Here is a 22,596-nt window from a genome sequence, read left to right as displayed (position 1 = left end):
AAAGTAATTAAATCCACCCTGTAGACTACTTTTCATGCAATTGAATCAATTTATAAAACCTTATGCTGAAGAGATTAATGGAAACTTTTCAGAGTACGATAATTTAAGATCTGTAATAGTAGTCCCTCTTGACATGGATAGACAGCAAGCCTTAGTTGCTGAATTAGATGAAGATAGTAAAATCATCACCATTTTTTCAAAAGTATGTATCGCTGATGACAAAATTCGATTCAAAGATCTATTGGAGGAAAATCATAGATGAATATTTGGAAAATTCACTATTGCTAATGATTTTCTTAAAGTAGAATCCAAAAACCAAGCAGAAGAAGCTAGTGAAGAGACTATCAAAAGAAGCATTCAAGAAATTGCTAAATTGGCAGACAAGTGGGAGTTAAACATTACAGGTAGAGATATTTTCTAAGGCTCTCATTTACTTGCCTATTCCTATATAAATTTACAGCATAGGTCGTCCTATCGTCCCGAATATTGTTTTCGGGAAGGAAAGTCCGGGCAACATAGAGCATCGTACTTCCTAATGGGAAGTCTCTTGATGAATCAAGAGGAGAAAGTGCAACAGAAAATATACCGCCCTGAGCTAGTCAAAGGGTAAGGGTGAAATGGAGAGGTAAAAGCTCCCCGCTTTGGTGGTGACATCAGAGGCATGGTAAACCTTGCGAGTTGAAAGATCAAATAGGTTCTGTTAGAAGTGGCTCGCTTCATCCTCAAAGTATCGAGGTAAGCAGAATGGGTAGATTGATAGACTCTAGATGTGAATCTAGAGCTAGATAAATGATAGGAGTTCATCCAATATTAATTGGTTTGAATAACAGAACCCGGCTTACAGACCTGTTATTACAATAATAAAAGTTATGCCTACAAAAATTTTAATAATTGATGATGAGAAGAGTATCAGACATACGCTACGAGAAATTCTCGAATACGAAAATTATCTAATAGAAGAAGCAGAAGACGGAAAACAAGCTCTTCTAAAAATGAAAAGTGAGAAATACGACTTGGCTTTGTGTGACATCAAAATGCCCGAACTAGATGGTATCGAAGTTCTGGAAGTGGCTCAAAGCCTAGATCACACGCCGCAGTTTGTTATGATATCTGCTCATGGCAACATTGAAACAGCCGTAGATGCTACAAAAAAAGGTGCTTTTGATTTTATTCAAAAACCACCAGATTTAAACAGACTTTTGGTAACTATTAAAAATGCTCTAGACAAATCTAACCTAGTTCAAGAAACTAAAATCCTTCGTAAAAAAGTCTCCAAATCAATGGAGATAATTGGCAATACAGAAGCTATCAATGATGTCAAATCTACAATAGAAAAGGTTGCACCGACAGAAGCCCGAGTACTCATCACAGGAGGGAACGGCACAGGAAAAGAATTAGTAGCAAATGCGATTCACAAACTCAGCAATCGAAATAAGAGTACATTAATAGAAGTCAATTGCGCGGCTATACCTTCAGAGTTAATTGAAAGTGAGCTATTTGGACATGAAAAAGGATCTTTTACATCTGCTGTCAAACAGAGAATAGGTAAATTCGAACAGGCAAATAATGGCACCTTGTTTTTGGACGAGATCGGAGACATGAGTCTTTCTGCTCAAGCCAAAGTCTTGCGCGCTCTGCAAGAGAACAAAATAACCAGAGTAGGTGGTGAAAAAGAAATAAAAGTAAATGTGAGAGTATTGGCTGCCACCAATAAGGACCTAAAAGAAGAAATTAGAGAAAAACGTTTTAGAGAGGATTTATATCATCGATTGAGCGTAATTATCATCAAAGTCCCATTACTGAAAGAAAGAAGTAATGACATCCCCTTACTTGTAGATAAATTTCTAGAAGACATAGCAAATCAACATGGAACTGCAGTTTGCTCAATAGAAGCAGATGCTGTCGAGGAACTACAAAAAGGTGAATGGACTGGAAATATTAGAGAACTTAGAAATGTAGTCGAACGACTAGTCATTATGAGCGATGGCAAAATAACTAATGGACTAGTAAAAAAATATGCGGATATCAGTTGATACCCGCATATTACTTTTTAATTCTCTTCAAATATCTTATTTGGATAATTTCGTAGTTGTATTGTCTTGCTTAGCATAAGTTGGACATGTTCTCTGAGTACACGCACTCATCGCGAAAACAACCAAGGCTACGACTAATATTTTTACTTTCATGATCTCCTGTTTAACAATTACCAGCTCGAATTAAAGCTTAAATATATATAAAAATAACACATAACTAAAGGCAGACTATTATTTATGTCTTAAAGTTCCTATTCACTGAACAAGCAAATTACAACCTCTTAGATCAGAATTGTCTAGTCTACCCAAAACTTGAAATTGACCATTTTCTTGAACTTTTCCAAGATCTTGGGTTTCAATAAACGCACATGAATGAACATTCGCTAAATCAATAACATTCAGAACTCCCGTTTTATTATGATATGGCTTTGAAAACGGGTCTACAGGATCTCTAACTAGTACTTTCATAGAATGCGCACAAGTATAATTTGCCTCTTTCAAAGAATATGCCTGAGACATCAATTCAGTCATACCATACTCTGACAAAATACTTATCTCTCCTAAATTATTCTTGAGTAAATTATAATACTCTTCTTTAGTCATCTCAGCTCTTCTACCTTTCATCCCTCCCGTTTCTATTATTTTAAGTCCATCAATTTTAGAAGTTGACTTCTCAGCAAAATCTAACAAGGCATAACCTACTCCAAACAGATAAACACTGCGATCGCTATTTAAATACCTATTTATTCTTTCACCTAGCAAGGTAAAATTTTCCAGACAATAGTCTGATTCTTTAACTTGATCCATAAAATGATCCACCATACAGATTAGAGAAGAATTACTTTGAGCTTGATAAGAAGGTAACAATGCCAATACCACATCATTTTTATTAAAATCTTTAAACACTCTTTTAAAAGTATCAAGAGCATGCTCTCTGTAAAAAGATAAATCTTGAACTTGATGCTTACTTCGAGTACTATTTGTAGTACCACTACTTTGAAAGTAAAATTCAGAACTCCAATTACCGCAGACTACGTTATGATTTTTAAAAAACTCAATAGGTAGGAAAGGAATATCCTCAAGAGAAGAGACAGACTTGGTATCGAAGTTCAGATTATTTAAATATTGCCGGTAAACACTGTTATTGTCGGCTTGATACTGAAATAATTCTATAGCATGAGCTTCAAAGCTTTCATTGGTAATTCCTTTAACCTTATTTTTGAATCTCTCAAGCTCGTTCATAGATGTGATCATACTGAAATGAACGACAAAATAAATTGAATTGTGCGAGTGTTGAAATGTAGTACTTGGTCTTTTTTAGTTTTTGGTATTTTCTTTTTAAATATTACTGTTTTAATAAGCTGTCAAGCTCCAGAACCTTTTTCTAATACCCCATCTATACAGTTTTCCGAATTAGTTTACGAAGAAGCGGATCAGTCGAATCCATTAGGCATTCAACAAACCGATAAAATTATTCTTACCATTGAATTCACTGATGGTGACGGTGATCTAGGAATAAGTCAAGATGAAGTTTATTCGCCATACCATGATTACGACCTAGTAATTGATTCAAAGAATAACATTGTCACTTTTAATTCTCTACCATCATACCCACTCACAAGACTTGAAAGAGTATTTAATGGTACAGAATTGTACTGGACAGGTGTAGAGTCAAAAACCTTAGATGTAGAAAGTCTCCCTTCCTATGATTGTGCTGATTATGAATTACTATATATAAATAAAGAGCTAAGTCAAGTTGTAGCCCCAGGACAAATAAGTAATATCCCTGATCCTTCGAACTTCAAACTAGACACCCTATTAAAAGTAGAAAACGAATTTAGATATAACATGTATGTTACGTTCTATAGCGATAATAATCCAGATGGTGTCTTCAAACCAGTGGATTGGCCGAAAGAAGCAGGTACAGGTTGCCTCATCGACTATAATAGTCGGTTCCAGCCATTAGGTACTGCTTTCGAAGGACAGTTAACCTATAAAATTCAATCGGTAGGGGGTGGTTTTGGACTTGCCTTAGCAAAAGGACAATTCTATCTAGAGTGCTATATTTTCGATAGGTCACTTAATAAAAGTAATACTATAGAATCTCCTAAATACAGATTAAGCGACCTGCTAAATCAAAACAATAATGACTTATAGCCCTCCTGAATATAAAGGAGGGAACATTTCTGGTTCAGCCTCCACCATCATATCATAAATCTTATCAAAAAGATTCTCTACATTGGGTTTAGAATAATAATCACCATCAGAGCCATATGCAGGCCTATGATCTTTAGCTGATATTGCTACAGGAGCTGCATCTAAATACTGATATGCATCTTGCCCATCGACTATTTTTTGTAGCATATACGCAGATGCTCCACCAGAAACATCCTCATCAGCAACAACCAAACGATTAGTTTTTCTAATTGAATGAACTATACCATGATGTCTATCAAAAGGAAGTAATGTTTGCGCATCGATTACTTCAACCTGTATCCCAATCTCAGCTAGTTGAGTGGCAGCTTCTAAAACTATTCTACACATCGATCCATAAGTCACTACAGTCACATCACTACCTTCTCTTAAAATCTCTGGAACACCAATCGGAATCTTGAACTCTGCAATATTTTCTGGCAACCTTTCCTTTAAGCGATATGCATTTAAACTTTCGATCAATATTGCTGGATCATCAGACTCAAGCATCGTATTGTACATTCCTGCAGCTTGTGTCATATTTCTTGGTACTAAAACATAAATTCCTCTAACAGCATTAATTATCATCCCTAGAGGGGAACCAGAATGCCAAATCCCTTCTAACCTATGACCTCTAGTTCGCAAAATCAAAGGAGCACATTGTCCTCCCATAGTTCTGTATCTCAAACATGCCAAATCATCAGATAAGGTCTGAATAGTATAGATTAAATAATCCAGATACTGAACCTCGACAATAGGCCTTAAACCTCTCAATGCTGAACCTATCCCTTGTCCAATGATAGTACTCTCTCGAATTCCAGTATCCGTTACGCGAATCTCACCATGCTTCTCTTGGAGTCCTGCAAACCCTTGATTTACATCTCCGATTTTACCAACATCCTCTCCTATCGCAAAAATTCGCGGATCTCGAGACAAAGCGGCATCAAAACATGCCTGCACTACTTCTCTACCATCCACCATCTTCGATTTAGCAGAGTATTCAGGAGCTTTATATTCTACGTTTAAGGCACTATATTTTGTATCACTATATAGCTTAGAAGAATACTCTAAATCACGCAATTCTTGATTTTGATTAAGCCATGTAATCATCATATCACGACTTCGAGAATTCTCATTCCTAATTAGTCTCAAAGACTTTTTTATAGCACGGGTAACATTAAGTTTTGTATTGTTTAAACCTTCACGAAGCTCTCTCGCGATTGACAAAAGCTTTGCCTTATGTCGACTATATTCTGCAGCCGACTCTATCATACTTACCCCTGCATCTATATCTTTCTTTAGATCTCCCAGATAGTCATTCCAAGCAGCAGTTCTTTCTTTTTTTACGAAGGCACTGCACTCTTCTTCAATTGCATCTAACTCATGATCAGTAGCAACCTCATTTTCTAGAATCCACTCTCTTAGTTTTCTAAGACAATCATGCTCTTTTTCCCAATTAAGTCTTTCTTGAGACTTGTATCTTTCATGTGACCCAGAAGTTGAATGCCCTTGTGGCTGAGTCAGATCATATACATGAATCAACACTGGTATATGCTGTTCTCTTGCTAGCTTATCAGCTTTTTGATATGCCTCCATCAATCCAAGATAATCATGTCCTTCAACAGCAATTATCTCAATACCTGCTCCATCTTCATTTTGTCTGAAGCCTTCTAAAACCTTAGAAATACTACTTTTCGTAGTATGATATTTATTCGGAACTGAAATACCATATTCATCATCCCACACCGAAATCACCAATGGTACTTGTAAAACACCAGCAGCATTGATCATTTCGTAAAAATGTCCTTCTGAAGTAGATCCATTACCTATCGTACCATAAGCAACCTCATTTCCATTCACTGAAAAATTTGACATTCCATGAAGAGCTGGATTTTGCCTATATAATTTGGAAGCATATGCAAAACCTAATAACCTTGGAATCTGAGCAGCCGTGCAAGAAACATCGGAAGCAGAATTATACATTTCCTTTTGGTTTTTCCACTCTCCATCATCATCAAGAGTCCTAGTCCCAAAATGACTGTTCATCATTCTTCCCCCAGATGAAGGCTCCAATTTCACATCTGTATGAGCATACAACTGAGCAAAGAATTCACGAATTTTGGTTTCTCCTATAGCAAACATAAAAGTCTGATCTCTATAGTATCCCGATCTCCAGTCTCCTTTTTGGAAAACTTTAGCCATAGCAATCTGAGCTAACTCTTTACCATCGCCAAATATTCCAAATTTAGCCTTACCCATGAATACTTCTTTTCGACCGGTATAACTAACCTCACGGCTCAAAAAAGCCATTTTATAATCAGACAATACTACGTCTTTAGATAGTCGCAAAGCTTTTGTTGTTTTACTTGTATTCAATGTGATAATAACTTTTATATAAGCAAATGTATTTAGGAATGCTCATGCAAATATAGCATATCCCACTAAATGGAATTAATGACTGCTACCATATACATTACTGATATTTCGGTATACTTTCCAGAAAAGTAACATCACCTGTGGAGAAATTTTGTTCACAACAGAAATGCTGTAATCCGTTGGTCACTATGAGATATTTAGATTTAAGTTCTTTATTATAAACTGAAGCTTGTTCAAATACGTCACTTGAAATTTTAACAGTTGTTGCTTTACACTCAACTAATATTAATGGCAAACCATCATTTCCGTAAGCAAGAATATCTGTACGTTTTTGTCTGCCATTATACTTAAGTCCCCCCTCGTTTCTAATTAATGAAAGTGGATATCCTAAATCATTAATTAAGAAGTTTAAAAAGTTTTGTCTTACCCATTCTTCCGGAGTTAAAACTAAATACTTTTTTCTAACTGGATCCCAAACCTCCTTTCCATCAGAAGTTTCTTTTAACACAAGTTCATATTCTGGTAGATTTAATTTTTCCATCAAGCCATTGCTTTACGATGAATTCCTGAACGCACTAATAGAAACACTCCTACAATAAAGAAAACTGTTAATACCAAGGTACTATTTCTCATAGAACCAGAGATATACTCAATAAACCCAAAAGAAAAGGTACCAAGTACAATAGAACTTTTTTCCAAAACATCGTAAAAACTAAAATAAGAGGTATTATCAATGGAGTTTTCAGGGATTAGTTTTGAATATGTTGACCTAGACATTGATTGTATACCTCCCATAACAATTCCTACAAGTACCGCTAAAGCATAAAACTCATATTCTGTCTTTACAACGTATGAAAAGACACAAATACCAATCCAAATTATAAGCATTAGCAAAATTGACACACCGTCATTATACCTTTTTGATAATTTAGAAAACAAATAAGCTCCACCAATCGCCACTAATTGTAAAACAATAATCGTAACTATCAGCTTCGCTGCACTCAAACCCAACTCTTTCTCACCAAAAATAGTAGCCAAATGCATTATAGTCTGAACTCCCATACTATAAAAAAAGAACGCCATCAAATAGCGCTTAAGCACTTTTGAATGCTTTAGAGAATCAAAAACCTTAACGACCTCTTTTGCTCCTTTTCTTAGTAGCCCTACTTCATTAGAATGAGTGGTATTATTTTCAGGTAGCCTTCTAAAAGCAAATTGGGCAAAACCTAACCACCAAACTCCTACGAATAAAAATGATAAACGAACAGCTGAAGTTTTCTCCTCAAAACCAAAAGTTTGATACATCTCAATAAGAATAAAGCTTGCTAATAAAAGAAGCACACTACCAATGTACCCCAGTGCATAACCTTTAGCACTAAGCATATTATAATTTTCCTCAGAAGTAATCTCTGGTAAAAAAGCATTGTAAAACACTAAGCTCCCTGAGTAACCAATTGCCGCGAAAACAGACATTATTATCCCAAATTCAATATTATCTCCTTTAAACCAAAACAGAGATAATGTCGAAAAAGAACCTAAATACGTAAATACTTTTAGGAAGAACTTTCTTTTACCTCCATAATCTGCTACTCCAGAAAGTAATGGAGATAAAGCTGCTGATACTAAAAAAGAAAAGGATATAGCATAAGAATACAATACCGTATTTTCAATTTGAAACCCAAAAAAAGTAACCTCATCTCCTCCAAAAACCCTACGAGTAATTCCATTATAATATATTGGAAAAATTGTAGATGATATAACCAGAAGGTAGGCTGAGTTAGCCCAGTCATACATACACCAGGCATTTTTTATTCTAGCTGATTCTTGCATAGCACAAAAAAAGGTCTTTTCATTACGAAAAGACCTTTTATCAATTTATTTGAGATTTATTATTAATCAAGTCTCCTAAGAGAGCTATAAAGAACTTTACGAGCATTTGCTTCTCTAAGTTCCTCTTGTACATCAGATACTATACCCATCTTAGCCTCAACATCGACTTTCAATGACATAGTAATCTGATCACGCTCAACTTCACTAAGTTTATCTTTCTCTTGGTTCACAAATCGAATTATATCCTTAGGTTCAACAAACACATCGTTTACTTGAATCTTAGGTTCCGACCCGAATTGATCAACCTTATTTGGCTTACCGATATATATATAACTAACCAAAGATTTTCTTTCCAGCTTACTCAATTGAGTAGACTTTGGCAATTCTTGTTTTACCATTATGGTTTTGTCTCTAAGCACGGTAGTCACCATGAAAAAGAACAACAGCATAAAAATGATATCTGGAAGTGCCGCAGTAGGGATTTCCTGACTAGTTCCTGAACTTTTCTTAAACTTAGACATATCAACCTCCTATTTTATTTGGTTCAGCAATAGAAACAGCCTTAGGAATACCTTCTCTAGCTGCTTTGTACATAGCTTTCTGCTCAGGGTCTCGCTTATCTAGAAGTAAAAACTCCTCTGCACTCAACCCAATTCTAGCTCCATACACTTCATTGTAAGCAGCATGAATCTCATCTAAAACCTGAACATACAACTCATAACTAGTACCTCTATCCGCCTTAAAAGAAACAATTGCCTCTTTAGGCTCATCAGAAGAATCTTGTCTTCTACCTCTACTATTTACATGACTCCTTAACGAAGCTGGTAATGAGTTATATAGTGCTCTTCCTTCTGCTGATGGCTTTCCAAAGTTCAAGATAAAATCTTTGATCATACCTCTTAATTCGGTAACCTCAGTTAAAGGCTCTTCTTCCACCAATAACTTATCTAGAGAATTAGCCTGAATCTTAAAAATATTCTTCTGATTCTTCGTGATATCTGGTGGTGGTTGCGTAGGGTCTGGTGGCGGTGGCAATTGCATCAACACCCCTTTATCATTTGCTATCGTGGTTGTAACCAAGAAGAAAATCAAAAGTAGGAATGCGATGTCAGCCATCGACCCAGAGTTTACCTCCGCAGTGGGTCTTGATTTACCTTTCGCCATATTACTTTATAATTTTAGATACTTCTGTATATACGATACCAACTATGGCAATACCTGTCAAAATATACATCATAGTCAAGAGACCTCCGATAAACTTCGACAAACCTGCATCTACGCCAAACTCAATGTAAGATTCCGTTACTTCAGCTCCAGCAAGAGCCCAACCGATACCAAAGACTACTAACAATGCTCCTAATCCAGCAGCTGATTTAGTTAAAGACTTAGGGTCTCCGAATGAGTTAAATAACGGAAATGCAATAGCTGCTATACCAGCCAAAATTGTTAGTGCATATGAAATATATAGTGCTACATCTATTGAATCCATTTCTAATTTCTTTTAAGTTGAAAAATCTTATTTAGAAGCGTTTTGCTTAACCAAGATATCGATCAAAGAAATAGAAGCGTCTTCCATAGAGTTTACTAAAGAGTCAATTTTAGATACCAAGTAGTTATAGAACAACTGAAGGATTACTGCAACTATCAAACCACCAACTGTAGTCAAAAGTGCGACCTTGATACCACCAGCAACCAACGCAGGAGAAACATCTCCAGCCTCAGCAATCGCATCAAAAGCACCAATCATACCAATTACTGTACCCATGAAACCAAGCATTGGAGCCAAAGAGATAAAAAGAGAAATCCAAACCATCCCTTTTTCTAATTTACCCATTTCAACAGAACCGTAAGAAATAATAGACTTCTCTACCATTTCAATTCCTTCTGACATTCTCATCAAACCTTGAACGAAAATAGAAGCAACTGGTCCTTGAGTATTTCTACAAACATCTTTTGCAGCTTCTACACCACCAGATGCAAGAGCGTCCTCAACTTTACTCAATAATTTCTTAGTATTTGTAGTAGCTAAGTTTAATGTAATGATTCTTTCAATAGCTACAGCTAGACCTAGAATCAAACAAAGTAATACGATACCCATGAACTCCCATCCACCTGCGATAAATTGTTCTTTTACGATTTGGTGAAATGATGGCTCAGCAACAGGCTCTACATATTCTTCTTCTGTTTCCTGAACAACTTCTTCTTCAACTACTGTTTCTTCTACATCTGCACTATCTGCGGCTACCATCTCTGTAGAATCACCCTCAACAGCTGCTTCTACATCTTGAGCTACAGATTTAAAATGAGTCAAAGTGAATACACCCATCATCATTAACAATACTACTATTCTTTTCATGGTTTACTTTTTAATAATAAATCTTCAAATAAAAGTTAAATAATGTCTTAGTCATCATGATTATCGCTATGCTGCAGAGAGGAAGGGATTCGAACCCCCGGTACCCTTTTGGGGCACACTCACTTTCCAGGCGAGCACCTTCAACCACTCGGTCACCTCTCTGAATCACCCGATTTTCACTTAGGGCAACAAATAAATGACAATTTTGATCTAATTGCAAATCGAGTTCTTTTTTTTCAAATAGGCTAGCAAAAAGGTGATTTTAAGCCGTTTTAAGCAGTTTTCTTATTGATTTTAATCACGTTTCTTCCTGTTTATGCTAACTTTTAAATATCTGTAAGGCACTATTAGTGGTAGACTGCGCGACCTCACTGACTGGTATATTTTTCAGATCAGAAATTTTTTGTGCTACCAATTCAATAAATGCAGGCTCGTTTCTTTTACCTCTGTAAGGGGTTGGAGCCAAATACGGACAATCTGTTTCCAACACCATATTTTCAAGGTCTATCTCCAACAAGACTGGATCAAGACCTCCATTTTTAAAAGTGGCTACTCCCCCTATTCCAATTTTATGCCCTAGAGCTATTATTCGTTTTGCTTGTTCAACATCTCCAGTAAAACAATGAAATATTCCTTTTGGAGCATTTGCCATACCTTCTAAAATTTCAATCGTTTCATCAATAGACTCTCGACAATGAATAATAACCGGTATGTCATTTTGATTGGCTAGGTTGCATTGAATAATGAAAGCTTCTTTTTGTAATTCAAAAAGAGATTTATCCCAATATAAATCTGTTCCTATCTCTCCTACTGCTACAAACGGTCTCTTTGAAAGCCAATCTTCTACTATATAAAGTTCTTTTTCGAAATCCTTTTTAACTGAACATGGATGAAGACCCATCATTGGAATGCAATATTCTGGGTATTTATTCTCAAGCTCTAGCATACCATCTATTGATTCGTGATCTACATTAGGCATGTAGATTTTAGATACTCCAGCTTCTTGACTTCTTTCTATTACATCTGCAATATCCTCTTTAAACTTTGATGAATAAATATGAGCGTGTGTTTCTACGAACTGATTATTATCTACCATAGGTCCTTTCTTTCCATACCACATTTGAGGTGGTCAATGAGAGTACAAAAGTCACAAAATATATTAGGAATTCATACAAGTCAAAAAAAAGCAACGCAAGGCATTTTTTAAATAATACTTTACCTTCTAGATATGGTTCAATCAATATAAATACCAATAAAGCCTTAGTAATTAATACTGCAATCCATATATATGAATCAGGTATTATCAGTAAATAAATCAATGAAGGTAGATATAGGTACTTGACGATACATAATGGTAGAATGTACCATTCAATTATAGAAAAGCCCTTCATCCAACGCAATCTTTGACCAATCACTTGGGACATAGTTCTTGACGGTAAAGAAGTAACACATGATCCTGAAGAATTATTAATTGTGACTTTTCCGATGGCTTTAATCTTTTGCATTACTGCAACATCTTCTACTATTGAATTTGTAATGTTTTTATAATATTCAATTTCTTCTAGAGCCTTCTTTCGAATAGCCATATTATTACCCCAAATAGTAAGTGGACCAAATATTTTTGTATACCAATCAATCAATCGTTGATGTAATAGCCAATCTATATTCTGAAAATAATCTAACAACCTAGTTCCTATTATTCGAGTCATACCAGCAAACTGATCCCCAGACTGATTCAACATAGATTGTACCCAAAACTCGGGCATTCGAACGTCTGCGTCTGTAAACAGCAGCCATTCACCTTTTGCCTCTTTACACAATACATCAAGCATTTTCGACTTCCCGTAATCAACGACTTTAGCTTGATACAAGCTTATATTGCTTCCCTTAGAGTTTTCTTTAAGTTTCCTCCATGTATCATCTTCACTATGATCATCTCCTATTAATATTTCAAGTTTGTCTTTTGGATATTTTAAATGACCCAAGCTGTTTAATAAATCTATAATGTTATCAGACTCATTCCTAACCGAAATAACTATTGAAACATAAGGAAAGTCTTCATCATTGATTACCCCTGATTTAACTCTAGAAGAAAAAAATATTACTAGCAGTCCAAAGAGATTTATCAAAACTATAAAAGCACAACCCCACCAAATCATAGTAATTTGAACTCATATCCTTGGGATAAACAATGGTCTAAATATCTAGGTAGGACAAACCCCAAATTATGAAATGACTTAGAATTATCATGAAATACAACAATATCTCCTGACCTAGTTTTTTGCTTCAAAGATTCTAAGCAACGTTCAGGAGAAAGTGATTGATCAAAATCGTAAGACATCAAATTCCACATTATGATTTGGTGAGTTTTCTTCAGTTTAAAAAACTGAGACGGTGTCAATTTTCCATAAGGAGGTCTAAAACTGCAAGTATTTTTTTTTAAATATCTATTGAGCAAAGCATCTGTTCTTGATATAGATTCGCTAAACTTTAAAGAAGAAACTCTCCAACCAGAGTCGTGGTTATAGGTATGATTGGCCAATTGATGACCTGCTCCCAATATTTCTTTCACTAACCTAACTTCCGTCTCTAAGTTTTTACCTAAAGCAAAAAAAGTGGCTTTGGCATTTCTGCTTTCCAATTCTCTCAACACATAATCGGTAACCATTGGCGTAGGTCCATCATCAAAAGTCAAATACAGTATTTTCTTTTCTTTAATTTTTTTATTCCAAAGTATAGAAGGAAATATATAGGACCATATAGCGGATACACGTTTTGCCACTACTCATTGACTTTTACAGCAAGTAATGTTAAATCATCTCTGTAAGGTTCTTGACCTCTAAATAATTCAGCTTCTTCAAGCAAAGTTTTATTAACATACTCAGGATCTGAACATTTAAGCTTGTTCAGAAGATTGAATAAACGTTCTTCTCCAAACTCCTCGTTTTTGGAATCAAATGTCTCTGTCAAACCATCTGTGTAACAAAACAAACAAAATGAACTTAAGTCATCTACTCTACCTATCTCAAGAAATGGTAATGGATCAAACATTCCAAGAACTGTAGTACCAGTACTCAAAGATTCGATTTCTCCTTTGTATCTAAGCATTTGAGGATTATGCCCACAATTAGCATAGTTTAAGGACTTTTTATTACGATCATATAACATGATAAAAAAAGTAATAAATATCTCTGCATTACCACTGCGATAAAGTTGATAATTCAGCTCACGGACGATTTTATCAAGATCATCTGTTTGACGTACAAGTGTCCTCAGAGAAGCTTGAAAGTTAGACATCATTAGTGCTGCGGGTATCCCCTTTCCAGAAACATCAGCAATACAAACCATGAATTTATCTTCATTAATTGGTATGTAATCATAATAATCTCCTCCAACATTATGATGTGGCCTGTAAACTGCATCAACGATCAATTTATCCGTTTTTGGAAGTTCTTTTGGAAATAAAAACTGTTGAACCTCTTGTGCTATTTCCAATTCTTTTCGAATTGCTTCTTGCTCCAATTGTTTCCTTGCCAACTTCTTGTTCTCAATAGCTACAAGGATAATGTTAGTCAAGGCCTCCAAAAAAGTCGTAGATGATTTCCCCTTATCCAAAGACCGCATACCACTGACATCACCTACAAACACTAATGCTAAAAGTCGATCCTTATGATGAACTGCAATGACATTATCAAAGACATCAGCAGCTTTGGAATTATACAAGTTGACCGCTCCTGAAATATTCTCAAATGAGGTAAGGTTCAGTTTTTCTAAATCCTTTTCTTTAATCCCAAACGAGACTTTTTTTTCCCATTTATCGCCTAGTACATAAAGTGCTAACTTTTTCACTTTTAAGTTCGCAAGCAATGTAAAGTGATAAATCTTATAGAGTGACTCTTCTGGTAAATTATTATTAATAGCTTCAGTTACCTCAAGGAGAGCGTTAAGTTCTAGTTCTTTAAGATTGGATGATATGCTTTCTTGTATGCTCATACAGTATGCTCCTTCATTCCTAGTTTTGTAGCTTGATAGAAGTATTTCCGAAATTTAATTTCAAGATCCACCTGTTCATAAGTCAACTCTATATCTGGCTCTTCAAAACACTTTATCCATTCTTTTTTGTGCAGTTTATCCAATACGGAATACAAATCTACTTCTTCAAGTCCTACAGCAGTTATTAGATCCTTAAAATGCTTTAAGAGATATAACTCGTCCAATACATCATATTCTAAGTCACTCATAGGCCAGAGATTTAGGTTTTGAATTTTCGTCCACGCCAACTGTATCGACCAAAATTAGAAGTCACTCCTACAAATACTGCATAAAAAGGGTAAATAATTTCAAGTTTCAAAATACCCCAAAGGCTGACTCGGTCCTGAACAATAGAGTTATACCCAGAACAAAAGAGATATTCTGAAACCATCTTTATCATTAAAGCTATAAATAAGGCACCCCATTCTCCAGACCAAAAAGATTGTATTAGACTTAATAAAATTATTAGATAGAAAAAGAAAACTGCAATGGGCGAAACTTTAGAAGCTAAATCTTCATGATACCTCCATTTTGATGCCCATCTCCTTCTTTGATGAATAAGACCTCTCAACGTTTCCGCTGGAATTGTTTTGACCAAGGCTTCCTTTGCTTTTAAAAACTTTACCTTCCTTGGGTATAAAGCATGGACTTTTCGTAAAAGAAACTCATCATCCCCTGAAGCAATATCTAGATTACCTTCAAATGCATTTACCTCTTTGAAAACAGCTCTGCTAAATGAGTAATTACACCCATTGATCATCCCTGTTTTCCCAATCGCATTGTAAACAGCACCAAACATTACCAAAGAATAGAGTTCTAAATTCAGCATATTTGACCATTTCCCTATATATTCTACAGGTCCAAACGAAAGCTGATTACCTTCTCTAAATGATAAAACATGCATTTTAACCCAATGATTAGAAACCTTTGTGTCAGCATCAGTGCAGATAATTAAATCACCAGAAGAATTATTGACCCCATGTGTGATTGCATTTTTTTTACCTTGACGATCAGAATCAAGTTTCAATAATTCGACTCCATCTACAGAATTTACAACATCGGCAGTACCATCATCAGAATGATCATCTATTACTATCACTTGCAACAAATCTTTCGGATAGTCATTTGATAAAATGCAATCCAAAGTAGCATGTATGTTACTCTCTTCATTTCTAGCAGGAACTAGAACAGTTACCCGTTCATTGAGATCATAATTTATAAGTTTGACATGAGGAATTCCTTTCCAAATTTTTCTGCAAAACAAGAGTAATACAGAATATATAGCACACAGAGATAATGCTAGCCAATTCATTAACGAGATAATTGTCTAGGTAAAATTATAAGTCCAATAAATGATGGGAAAACAATGTTGATCAACCAAACTAGAAAGCTAGTAGCAATAACTAGGTCAACGCGATCAGTAATTAACGTGAAAAACGCTAGTGCTGATAATTGTCGTTTAGCTAAATCCCCAAAGAGTGTTATCGCTGGAATAATTGTTTTTATTAAAAACACCCAAGCTACTCCCAAAAACATTTCTATATAAGTCAACTCAAACCTCAATGCCTGAAAGACTAAAAGGTATTGAATAGTAAAAACAATGTACCTCGCCAAAGCTAACCCTTGAACCTTGAACAACAAACTCAACTTAATATCCATAATAGCGCTAGCGTATTTTTGTAGAAACAATGGCTTTACAAGTCGAATGGTTAAAAACAAAATAATAACTCCTACTGTGGAAATTGCTATACACCACAATAATTCTATACCTTCTAGAGTCAGTCGCATCCAATATAGAACGGCTACTGTCCCAAAAATAAATGTCGGGATGGTTAAGGTGATACGATTCACCATGATTGCTCCTAAACTTTGAGATTTACATTCTTTAAATTGTCGATATCGAGCATAAAAATCTCCAAACGCAAGTGGAATAATCATATTCAAAGCTTGACCAATTAATATTGTTCTTAAACTCCTAAGAAAAGAAACTCTCTCTATTGAGTATGTTAAAAGGTTCCATTTTACAGCTTCCAAACTATAATTCATAGATAGCAGAACTACAGTTGTTACTAATGGTAAAACGTCTAATTCTTCGATGATAAGCTGAGCTGCATCGATCCTGTACCTTTCAAAAACCTTCCAAAATACCATTGCTAGAACCGACAAAGAAATTATCGACCAAAGCCAAATTTTAAGTAAATAAGGAACATGAAACTTATTAATGGTGGATTGCGAGTACAAATGGGTAGAACTTTTATTTCTGTAAATTGCAACGCTACACATATGATGCAAAACGTCAAAGAAAAAATTATTTTAGGAATTGATCCGGGAACTACTGTCATGGGATATGGAGTTATACTTGTGAAGGGAAGTAATATTAGCCTTTTACAATTTGGCGTCATCCACTTGTCAAAATACTCATCACATGAATTAAAACTTAAAAAGATTTTTGAAAGAATTAGTTCAATAATAGAAGAATTTGGACCGGATGATGTTGCGCTAGAAGCCCCTTTCTATGGTAAAAACGTTCAATCAATGTTAAAACTAGGCCGAGCACAAGGAGTAGCAATGGCAGCTGCTCTGACCCGTGGAATTCCTATTACAGAATATGCTCCTAAAAAGGTTAAAATGTCTGTAACTGGAAATGGTAATGCCTCCAAAGAACAAGTAGCAGCAATGCTAATTTCCCAACTCAAAATAAAAGAGGCACCCAAATTACTGGATGCCACAGATGCACTTGCAGTCGCACTGACTCATCATTATCAAGCAGGTGCTTTACAGATGAGTGCAAAATCATGGAAATCATTTATCGCCGAAAACCCCGGGCGAATTAAATGATTACCATGTAGCAGACTTAATATTTTTTGCCGCTTTCATAATATCTCTTCGACTTATTTGACCTTTAAGAATACCATTTTCAGTCACTGGAAACCTTCTGTAATAAGTACCTAAAAACTCATTAGCACAGTCAACCACATTGGTATTGATGTCCAACGTACGCACATTACTAGACATATAGTCTTGAACTTTACCCTTACCACTCGGAATATTGTGATAAGATGACTGAACCAAAATTTTGAGACAGTCCTTTTCCGAAAGCATACCTACCAACTCCCGTTTTTCATTGAGAACTGGTCCACCAGAAATCCTCTTTTCTAACATAATATCTATTGCCTGAGCAATTTCCATGTCTGGTTTAAAAGTAATTAGGTCTTTAGCTTTGGCCATGTAAGCAGCAATAGACTCATATTCTACTGTATCATCATGCTCAATTTTGGCACCTTTAAAATTCATTACCATGGTGTTTGGGGTTTAATTTTTTAAATCGAATCACTTAGTATAATACTTGATTTTCAGGGCTTTTGCAATGAGAACTCGTTTTAAATAATAATTAATAGGAATATTGCGTTACATTGAGTAGATTGATGAATTAGGTCAATTTGAGTCATAGGACTATAGATGACAAATGTATAGTTGTGAAATTTTTAAAGGTTGATTAGTCATCTTTTAATTGACTTACAACGTATTAAACTATAAATTTGCAAGCTTATCGTTCCCCCTACTCGTAAGACGGTAAGTTTTATCGTAAACAAAACATGGACAACAACATATGAGACAGTTAAAGATCACGCAATCCATAACTAACAGAAGAGAGAGTCATACCCTCGAAAAGTATTTCACTGAAGTTAGTAGCGTGCCGATGATCACACCTGATGAAGAGGTAGAATTAGCACAGCGTATCAAACAAGGAGATGATCTTGCACTCGAAAAATTAGTAAAGTCTAACCTTAGATTCGTTGTATCTGTAGCTAAGCAATATCAAAATAGATCATTGCCCTTGAATGATTTGATCAACGAAGGAAATCTAGGTTTGATTAAAGCAGCAAAGAAATTTGATGAAACCAAAGGATTTAAATTCATATCATATGCGGTATGGTGGATTCGTCAATCAATTATGCAAGCATTAGCCGAGCAGTCTCGTATTGTTAGACTTCCAATGAACAAGTCTGGTGCAATCAATCAAATTAGAAGAGCTTATGCTGAGCTAGAGCAAAAATTCGAAAGAGAGCCTACTGAAGAAGAATTAGCTGATATTTTGGACATGAAACCTAGTGAGGTAAGAAACACTTTAGGTGCTGAGGTAAAGCAAATGTCTATGGACGCTCCTTTTGGTGAAGACGAATCTGGTTCACTTCTTGATGTATTAGAAAACAAAACTTCTAGACCTACTGACGGTCAGATGGTATTTAATGATTCTTTAAAAGTAGAGACGATAAGAGCTTTATCAACTTTAACGGCAAGAGAAAGAGAAGTTGTTAAAATGAGTTTTGGTATTGGTTCTGACAATCCGTACACTTTGGAGGAAATTGGAGATATCATGGGACTTACTCGTGAAAGAGTAAGACAGATAAGAGAAAAGGCTTTACAAAAATTAAGAGAGCCTTCAAAAAACCAAAGATTGAAAGAGTTCTGCGCAACTTGATCAATAGAAAAATTCAAACAAAAGAGATCTTCGAAAGTCGGTCTCTTTTTTTATACCCTGAGTTTTTTAAAATACATGTAATAGACTAATAAACATATCCATCTAATTGACAACCAAACATCAAAAATCATGAAAGCCATTACTTTCCGTGAGTATGGAACACCTGTAGTTCTCAAGTTAGAAGATCTTTCTATTCGCCCAATCAAACCAAATGAAGTACTTGTAAAAGTCAAAGCAGCTTCTGTCAATCCTTTGGATTGGCGTTTGATGAGAGGAGCTCCATATTTTGTAAGATTTACATGGGGAATATTGAAACCTAAGAATTTTGTTTTGGGAGCAGATGTTTCTGGAATTATTGAAAAAGTAGGTTCTAAAGTAACAGCCCTTAAAGTAGGAGATGAAGTCTTTGGAGACACTATGCCTTCTGGCTGTGGATCATGTGCTGAATATGTTATTACTACACCATCATTACTTGCCTTAAAACCAAAATCAATTAGCCACATAGAAGCTGCCTCATTACCAGTTGCTGGTATCACAGCTTTACAATTTCTACGAGATCATTTACGCTTAAAAGCAGAAAAACAAATACTAATTAACGGATCATCAGGAGGAGTAGGCACATTTGCTATACAGATAGCCAAAGCTATGAATACGGAAGTAACTGCTGTCTGCAGTGAGCAAAACCAAAGCTTGGTTAAGGCTGTTGGCGCTGACCATACAATCAATTATTCACAAACAAACATTCATGAAATAAATAAGTCATTCGACTATGTGATGGACAATGTAGGCAATCTTAAAGTCAAAAACTTCACGGATCTACTGAAAAACAATGGTAGTGGAGTTCAAGTTGGATTTCAAAATTTTAGGATAACTTTTCCAGTAATGTTTGCTAGTATGAGAAAGTCAATAGAAGATGGAAAAAGACTAATAGTTAAAACTGCAGAAACCAATACTTCCGACCTTCAATTTTTAGCCGATCTCATAGAGCAAGAAAAAATTAGACCTATTATTGATAGAGTTTATACTTTAGAAGATACTGCTGAGGCAATAAAGTACTTGGAAACTTCTAGAGCCAAAGGAAAAGTAGTCATAGAAGTAAACGATGATTAACTTTGGGCAGTAACTGCTTTCTATGAAAAATCTAATATTTACTCTCACTTCACTAACCTTTATTTATTCTAATATATCAGCTCAATCTATTGGGGGTTCTGTAATGGACAGCCTTACTAACGAACCCTTACCGTTTGCAAGTATTTCAGTCAAAGGAACTGGTAAAGGAACTGTAACCAATATAGACGGAGATTTCTTGATTGACATTTCTAAACTATCCAATAGTGACATCATTTCGATCAGCTATATAGGCTATCAAAGTCAAAACTTCACTCCAAAAACACTGATTAACAATCCAAATGTAAAACTATCAGCTGCAGCAGTCAGCTTGGAGGAAATTATAGTATCAGCAGACAAAGAACTTTCTGCTAAAGAAATAATTGAAGAGGTAAAAGATAATTACGATAAGAATTACCCTAACCCAACCCAAAAGATGAAATTCTTCTTTCACAAGTTTGAACAAACTCCATTTACAGATAAAAATAAAATGACTGTAAAAGAGTCAGATTTTATAGGATTAGATGAAGAAAATGTCAAAACGATTTTTGATAAAATTCCTGACCCTATGACGGAATTCATTGAGGCTCAATCTGACCTCTACAGACGTGACGATGATTTTAAACTTTTAGTTAAAAACGGTATCTCTCTTGAAGAAGGTTCAATGGAAAAGTTATACGATGAGCTTGAGCCAATTATGGAAGATTTTTTGAATGATATCAAAACAACTAATAAAAGCTCCGAAGAATATTACCAAATCAGATCTGGACTGCTAGCTTTTAAGTACGGCAAAAATGGAATAGGTGATGATACTTGGAAACTTCAAGACGAAAACCCTGATTCATACGTATTGAGAAGTAAATTCTTAACTATTGACATTAGTAAGCTTCTTCTAGATAATAGCACCTTAAAAGGTGATAACTGGGAAATGATTAATAGTCCTAACAAGTATAATTACAAACTAGATCGAGCTACTATTATGGGAGATGACATTGTATATCAAATCAGTTTTATCCCTAAAAAAAGTGGAATATTTGAAGGCACAGTTTATGTATCAACAGAAACATTTGCCATACTTCAAATTTCCTACAAATACGCTAAGGGAAAGCAATCTGAAAAAATTAACCTTCTTGGAGTTAATCATGCTATGAAGAATGAGACCGCAACAGTAATATTTGAAAAGGGAGAAGATGGAGGCTATTATTTCAAATATGCATCTCTCAATTATAAAGAATATGTTGGACTGGATAGACCTATTTCCATCACCAAAAAAAGAAAAAGGTTCTTATTTGATAAAAGTTTAAACCAAATCAAAGCTAGACTCGAACTTGAGTTTGAACCAGAGACTAACTGGGAGTTTTTAGTTCAAGAACGATCGCTTATCACTTCGGAGAAATTTGAATCTACTCAACACAGGAAGCATGTGCTTTTTAAACGCCACTTTAGCTACTCACCAGATATCTGGTCAGAAGGAACTGTTCTCACACCTAGTTCAGAACTAAAAGAGTACAAGCGAAGTAAATAGTCATTGATTAAACTTCATAAATGAATGCTTATCACCAATTTCTATTTAACCATAAGAAAAACCGATAAACTAGCGTGAACAAAAAAATCTATATTTGCGTTTTACTGACAGATAACAACAAAAAATTTCAATACAATGGGTAAAGCATTAGAAATCACCGACGGTAACTTTGACGAAATCTTAAAATCAGACCAACCTGTATTGGTTGACTTCTGGGCAGAATGGTGTGGACCATGTAAGATGATCGGACCAGTTGTAGAAGAATTAGCGCTGGATTATGAAGGCAAGGCTGTAGTGGGTAAAGTTGATGTAGATTCTAACCCTGAAGTTTCTGCTAAGTTCGGTGTAAGAAGCATCCCTACTTTATTGGTATTCAAAAATGGAGAGGTAGTAGATAAGCAAGTTGGCGCAGTTCCTAAAGGAGTATTAGCAGGTAAATTGGACGCTCAGCTTGCATAATTAAGATAATTGTAATTAAAAATATTAAGCCATTCCGATGTCTCGGAATGGTTTTTTTTCTGAAAGTCTCTTCACACCAATGCATAGATTACCTAAATAACTGATGATCTAAGCTGTTTTCTATTAGAGAAAAATTTTTTCTACGTGCTCTACGGCAACAACTGTGGGTGCTTAGCGTCTGTTATCGGTTTTATGCTCGGGG

The 22,596-nt window shown here is 35.3% G+C and carries 24 protein-coding genes, 1 tRNA gene and 1 other RNA gene; 9 read left to right on the top strand and 17 right to left on the bottom strand.

Going from position 1 to position 22,596, the window contains the following annotated elements; all coding sequences use genetic code 11:
- Positions 1–34 precede the first annotated feature (34 nt).
- The 3 genes from DKG80_RS00130 to DKG80_RS00120 all read left to right on the top strand — a co-directional run bounded on the left by DKG80_RS00130 (position 35) and on the right by DKG80_RS00120 (position 2,033).
- On the top strand, positions 35–262 hold the full coding sequence (locus tag DKG80_RS00130) for a hypothetical protein (protein ID WP_109829256.1): 228 nt from the start codon (positions 35–37) through the stop codon (positions 260–262).
- Positions 263–458: 196 nt separating this feature from the next.
- An RNA gene (gene rnpB / locus DKG80_RS00125) (RNase P RNA component class A) lies at positions 459–857 on the top strand.
- Positions 858–869: 12 nt separating this feature from the next.
- The gene (locus DKG80_RS00120; protein ID WP_109829255.1) at positions 870–2,033 is read left to right on the top strand and encodes a sigma-54-dependent transcriptional regulator; all 1,164 of its coding nucleotides are present in this window, start codon (positions 870–872) and stop codon (positions 2,031–2,033) included.
- Between the two features lie 255 nt (positions 2,034–2,288).
- On the opposite strand, the gene DKG80_RS00115 is transcribed toward DKG80_RS00120, so the two are convergent.
- Positions 2,289–3,275: a long-chain-fatty-acid--protein ligase gene (locus DKG80_RS00115; protein WP_109830168.1), complete on the bottom strand. Its 987-nt coding sequence runs from the start codon at positions 3,273–3,275 to the stop codon at positions 2,289–2,291.
- A gap of 48 nt (positions 3,276–3,323) precedes the next feature.
- Here DKG80_RS00115 and DKG80_RS00110 point away from each other — a divergent pair, with 48 nt between their 5' ends.
- Complete coding sequence (locus tag DKG80_RS00110) at positions 3,324–4,190, top strand: hypothetical protein (protein ID WP_109829254.1); 867 nt, start codon at positions 3,324–3,326, stop codon at positions 4,188–4,190.
- Here the strand turns inward: DKG80_RS00110 and DKG80_RS00105 are convergent.
- The 15 genes from DKG80_RS00105 to DKG80_RS00035 all read right to left on the bottom strand — a co-directional run bounded on the left by DKG80_RS00105 (position 4,185) and on the right by DKG80_RS00035 (position 17,103).
- Positions 4,185–6,536, bottom strand: a complete 2,352-nt coding sequence (locus tag DKG80_RS00105) for an alpha-ketoacid dehydrogenase subunit alpha/beta (RefSeq protein WP_109830167.1) — start codon at positions 6,534–6,536, stop codon at positions 4,185–4,187. The genes DKG80_RS00110 and DKG80_RS00105 overlap by 6 nt on opposite strands.
- 163 nt (positions 6,537–6,699) lie before the next feature.
- Positions 6,700–7,143, bottom strand: a complete 444-nt coding sequence (locus tag DKG80_RS00100) for a type I restriction enzyme HsdR N-terminal domain-containing protein (protein WP_109829253.1) — start codon at positions 7,141–7,143, stop codon at positions 6,700–6,702.
- Positions 7,143–8,432: an MFS transporter gene (locus DKG80_RS00095; RefSeq protein WP_245906935.1), complete on the bottom strand. Its 1,290-nt coding sequence runs from the start codon at positions 8,430–8,432 to the stop codon at positions 7,143–7,145. The genes DKG80_RS00100 and DKG80_RS00095 overlap by 1 nt, the downstream gene beginning before the upstream one ends.
- Before the next feature lie 62 nt (positions 8,433–8,494).
- A complete protein-coding gene (locus tag DKG80_RS00090; RefSeq protein WP_109829252.1) occupies positions 8,495–8,953 on the bottom strand; it encodes an ExbD/TolR family protein in 459 nt (152 codons plus the stop codon).
- Position 8,954: 1 nt separating this feature from the next.
- The gene (locus DKG80_RS00085; protein WP_109829251.1) at positions 8,955–9,596 is read right to left on the bottom strand and encodes an ExbD/TolR family protein; all 642 of its coding nucleotides are present in this window, start codon (positions 9,594–9,596) and stop codon (positions 8,955–8,957) included.
- Position 9,597: 1 nt separating this feature from the next.
- Positions 9,598–9,921 carry a hypothetical protein gene (locus tag DKG80_RS00080; RefSeq protein ID WP_109829250.1) on the bottom strand — a complete coding sequence of 108 codons (324 nt, stop codon included), beginning with the start codon at positions 9,919–9,921 and terminating at the stop codon, positions 9,598–9,600.
- A gap of 27 nt (positions 9,922–9,948) precedes the next feature.
- Positions 9,949–10,788, bottom strand: a complete 840-nt coding sequence (locus DKG80_RS00075) for a MotA/TolQ/ExbB proton channel family protein (protein ID WP_109829249.1) — start codon at positions 10,786–10,788, stop codon at positions 9,949–9,951.
- 74 nt (positions 10,789–10,862) lie between these two features.
- A tRNA-Ser gene (locus tag DKG80_RS00070) sits at positions 10,863–10,950 on the bottom strand.
- A 157-nt stretch (positions 10,951–11,107) separates the two neighbouring features.
- Positions 11,108–11,908: a TatD family hydrolase gene (locus DKG80_RS00065; protein ID WP_245906934.1), complete on the bottom strand. Its 801-nt coding sequence runs from the start codon at positions 11,906–11,908 to the stop codon at positions 11,108–11,110.
- Positions 11,874–12,917 carry a glycosyltransferase gene (locus DKG80_RS00060; RefSeq protein ID WP_162555589.1) on the bottom strand — a complete coding sequence of 348 codons (1,044 nt, stop codon included), beginning with the start codon at positions 12,915–12,917 and terminating at the stop codon, positions 11,874–11,876. The genes DKG80_RS00065 and DKG80_RS00060 overlap by 35 nt, the downstream gene beginning before the upstream one ends.
- A 26-nt stretch (positions 12,918–12,943) precedes the next feature.
- Positions 12,944–13,570 (bottom strand): polysaccharide deacetylase family protein, encoded by a 627-nt coding sequence (locus DKG80_RS00055; protein WP_109829247.1) that lies wholly within the window; start codon positions 13,568–13,570, stop codon positions 12,944–12,946.
- On the bottom strand, positions 13,570–14,781 hold the full coding sequence (locus DKG80_RS00050; RefSeq protein WP_109829246.1) for a PP2C family protein-serine/threonine phosphatase: 1,212 nt from the start codon (positions 14,779–14,781) through the stop codon (positions 13,570–13,572). Before DKG80_RS00050 ends, DKG80_RS00055 begins: the two co-directional genes overlap by 1 nt.
- On the bottom strand, positions 14,778–15,029 hold the full coding sequence (locus DKG80_RS00045; RefSeq protein ID WP_162555588.1) for a hypothetical protein: 252 nt from the start codon (positions 15,027–15,029) through the stop codon (positions 14,778–14,780). Before DKG80_RS00045 ends, DKG80_RS00050 begins: the two co-directional genes overlap by 4 nt.
- A gap of 11 nt (positions 15,030–15,040) precedes the next feature.
- On the bottom strand, positions 15,041–16,132 hold the full coding sequence (locus DKG80_RS00040) for a glycosyltransferase (RefSeq protein WP_109829244.1): 1,092 nt from the start codon (positions 16,130–16,132) through the stop codon (positions 15,041–15,043).
- Positions 16,132–17,103, bottom strand: coding sequence for a lysylphosphatidylglycerol synthase domain-containing protein (locus DKG80_RS00035; RefSeq protein ID WP_109829243.1), 972 nt, complete (start codon positions 17,101–17,103; stop codon positions 16,132–16,134). Before DKG80_RS00035 ends, DKG80_RS00040 begins: the two co-directional genes overlap by 1 nt.
- Positions 17,104–17,106: 3 nt before the next feature.
- Here DKG80_RS00035 and ruvC point away from each other — a divergent pair, with 3 nt between their 5' ends.
- Positions 17,107–17,658 carry a crossover junction endodeoxyribonuclease RuvC gene (gene ruvC / locus DKG80_RS00030; protein ID WP_245906959.1) on the top strand — a complete coding sequence of 184 codons (552 nt, stop codon included), beginning with the start codon at positions 17,107–17,109 and terminating at the stop codon, positions 17,656–17,658.
- Here the strand turns inward: ruvC and DKG80_RS00025 are convergent, their stop codons facing one another.
- Positions 17,659–18,114 (bottom strand): CBS domain-containing protein, encoded by a 456-nt coding sequence (locus DKG80_RS00025; protein ID WP_162555586.1) that lies wholly within the window; start codon positions 18,112–18,114, stop codon positions 17,659–17,661.
- A gap of 316 nt (positions 18,115–18,430) precedes the next feature.
- On the opposite strand from DKG80_RS00025, the gene DKG80_RS00020 reads away from it, so the two are divergent.
- The 4 genes from DKG80_RS00020 (at position 18,431) to trxA (ending at position 22,394) form a co-directional block, all read left to right on the top strand.
- Complete coding sequence (locus DKG80_RS00020) at positions 18,431–19,303, top strand: sigma-70 family RNA polymerase sigma factor (protein ID WP_109829240.1); 873 nt, start codon at positions 18,431–18,433, stop codon at positions 19,301–19,303.
- A 129-nt stretch (positions 19,304–19,432) separates the two neighbouring features.
- Complete coding sequence (locus tag DKG80_RS00015) at positions 19,433–20,413, top strand: NAD(P)-dependent alcohol dehydrogenase (protein WP_109829239.1); 981 nt, start codon at positions 19,433–19,435, stop codon at positions 20,411–20,413.
- A gap of 22 nt (positions 20,414–20,435) precedes the next feature.
- Entirely contained in the window at positions 20,436–21,935 is a 1,500-nt protein-coding gene (locus DKG80_RS00010) for a carboxypeptidase-like regulatory domain-containing protein (protein WP_109829238.1), read from the top strand.
- Between the two features lie 135 nt (positions 21,936–22,070).
- Entirely contained in the window at positions 22,071–22,394 is a 324-nt protein-coding gene (gene trxA / locus DKG80_RS00005) for a thioredoxin (RefSeq protein WP_109829237.1), read from the top strand.
- Positions 22,395–22,596 lie beyond the last annotated feature (202 nt).

Origin of the sequence: Reichenbachiella versicolor (assembly GCF_003171675.1) — a bacterium.
In the GTDB taxonomy this organism is placed as follows: Bacteria; Bacteroidota; Bacteroidia; order Cytophagales; family Cyclobacteriaceae; genus Reichenbachiella; species Reichenbachiella versicolor.
This window is presented reverse-complemented; position numbering and strand designations above follow the sequence as displayed.

Coding starts and splice junctions, on each gene's coding strand:
- DKG80_RS00130 (WP_109829256.1), top strand. CDS start 35: ATGCAATTGAATCAATTTATAAAACCTTATGCTGAAGAGATTAATGGA.
- DKG80_RS00075 (WP_109829249.1), bottom strand. CDS start 10,788: ATGAAAAGAATAGTAGTATTGTTAATGATGATGGGTGTATTCACTTTG.
- DKG80_RS00100 (WP_109829253.1), bottom strand. CDS start 7,143: ATGGAAAAATTAAATCTACCAGAATATGAACTTGTGTTAAAAGAAACT.
- DKG80_RS00020 (WP_109829240.1), top strand. CDS start 18,431: ATGAGACAGTTAAAGATCACGCAATCCATAACTAACAGAAGAGAGAGT.
- DKG80_RS00085 (WP_109829251.1), bottom strand. CDS start 9,596: ATGGCGAAAGGTAAATCAAGACCCACTGCGGAGGTAAACTCTGGGTCG.
- DKG80_RS00105 (WP_109830167.1), bottom strand. CDS start 6,536: ATGGCTTTTTTGAGCCGTGAGGTTAGTTATACCGGTCGAAAAGAAGTA.
- DKG80_RS00045 (WP_162555588.1), bottom strand. CDS start 15,029: ATGAGTGACTTAGAATATGATGTATTGGACGAGTTATATCTCTTAAAG.
- DKG80_RS00050 (WP_109829246.1), bottom strand. CDS start 14,781: ATGAGCATACAAGAAAGCATATCATCCAATCTTAAAGAACTAGAACTT.
- DKG80_RS00040 (WP_109829244.1), bottom strand. CDS start 16,132: ATGAATTGGCTAGCATTATCTCTGTGTGCTATATATTCTGTATTACTC.
- DKG80_RS00010 (WP_109829238.1), top strand. CDS start 20,436: ATGAAAAATCTAATATTTACTCTCACTTCACTAACCTTTATTTATTCT.
- DKG80_RS00090 (WP_109829252.1), bottom strand. CDS start 8,953: ATGTCTAAGTTTAAGAAAAGTTCAGGAACTAGTCAGGAAATCCCTACT.
- DKG80_RS00095 (WP_245906935.1), bottom strand. CDS start 8,432: ATGCAAGAATCAGCTAGAATAAAAAATGCCTGGTGTATGTATGACTGG.
- DKG80_RS00025 (WP_162555586.1), bottom strand. CDS start 18,114: ATGAATTTTAAAGGTGCCAAAATTGAGCATGATGATACAGTAGAATAT.
- DKG80_RS00115 (WP_109830168.1), bottom strand. CDS start 3,275: ATGAACGAGCTTGAGAGATTCAAAAATAAGGTTAAAGGAATTACCAAT.
- DKG80_RS00120 (WP_109829255.1), top strand. CDS start 870: ATGCCTACAAAAATTTTAATAATTGATGATGAGAAGAGTATCAGACAT.
- DKG80_RS00015 (WP_109829239.1), top strand. CDS start 19,433: ATGAAAGCCATTACTTTCCGTGAGTATGGAACACCTGTAGTTCTCAAG.
- trxA (WP_109829237.1), top strand. CDS start 22,071: ATGGGTAAAGCATTAGAAATCACCGACGGTAACTTTGACGAAATCTTA.
- DKG80_RS00035 (WP_109829243.1), bottom strand. CDS start 17,103: ATGTGTAGCGTTGCAATTTACAGAAATAAAAGTTCTACCCATTTGTAC.
- ruvC (WP_245906959.1), top strand. CDS start 17,107: ATGCAAAACGTCAAAGAAAAAATTATTTTAGGAATTGATCCGGGAACT.
- DKG80_RS00065 (WP_245906934.1), bottom strand. CDS start 11,908: ATGTGGTATGGAAAGAAAGGACCTATGGTAGATAATAATCAGTTCGTA.
- DKG80_RS00080 (WP_109829250.1), bottom strand. CDS start 9,921: ATGGATTCAATAGATGTAGCACTATATATTTCATATGCACTAACAATT.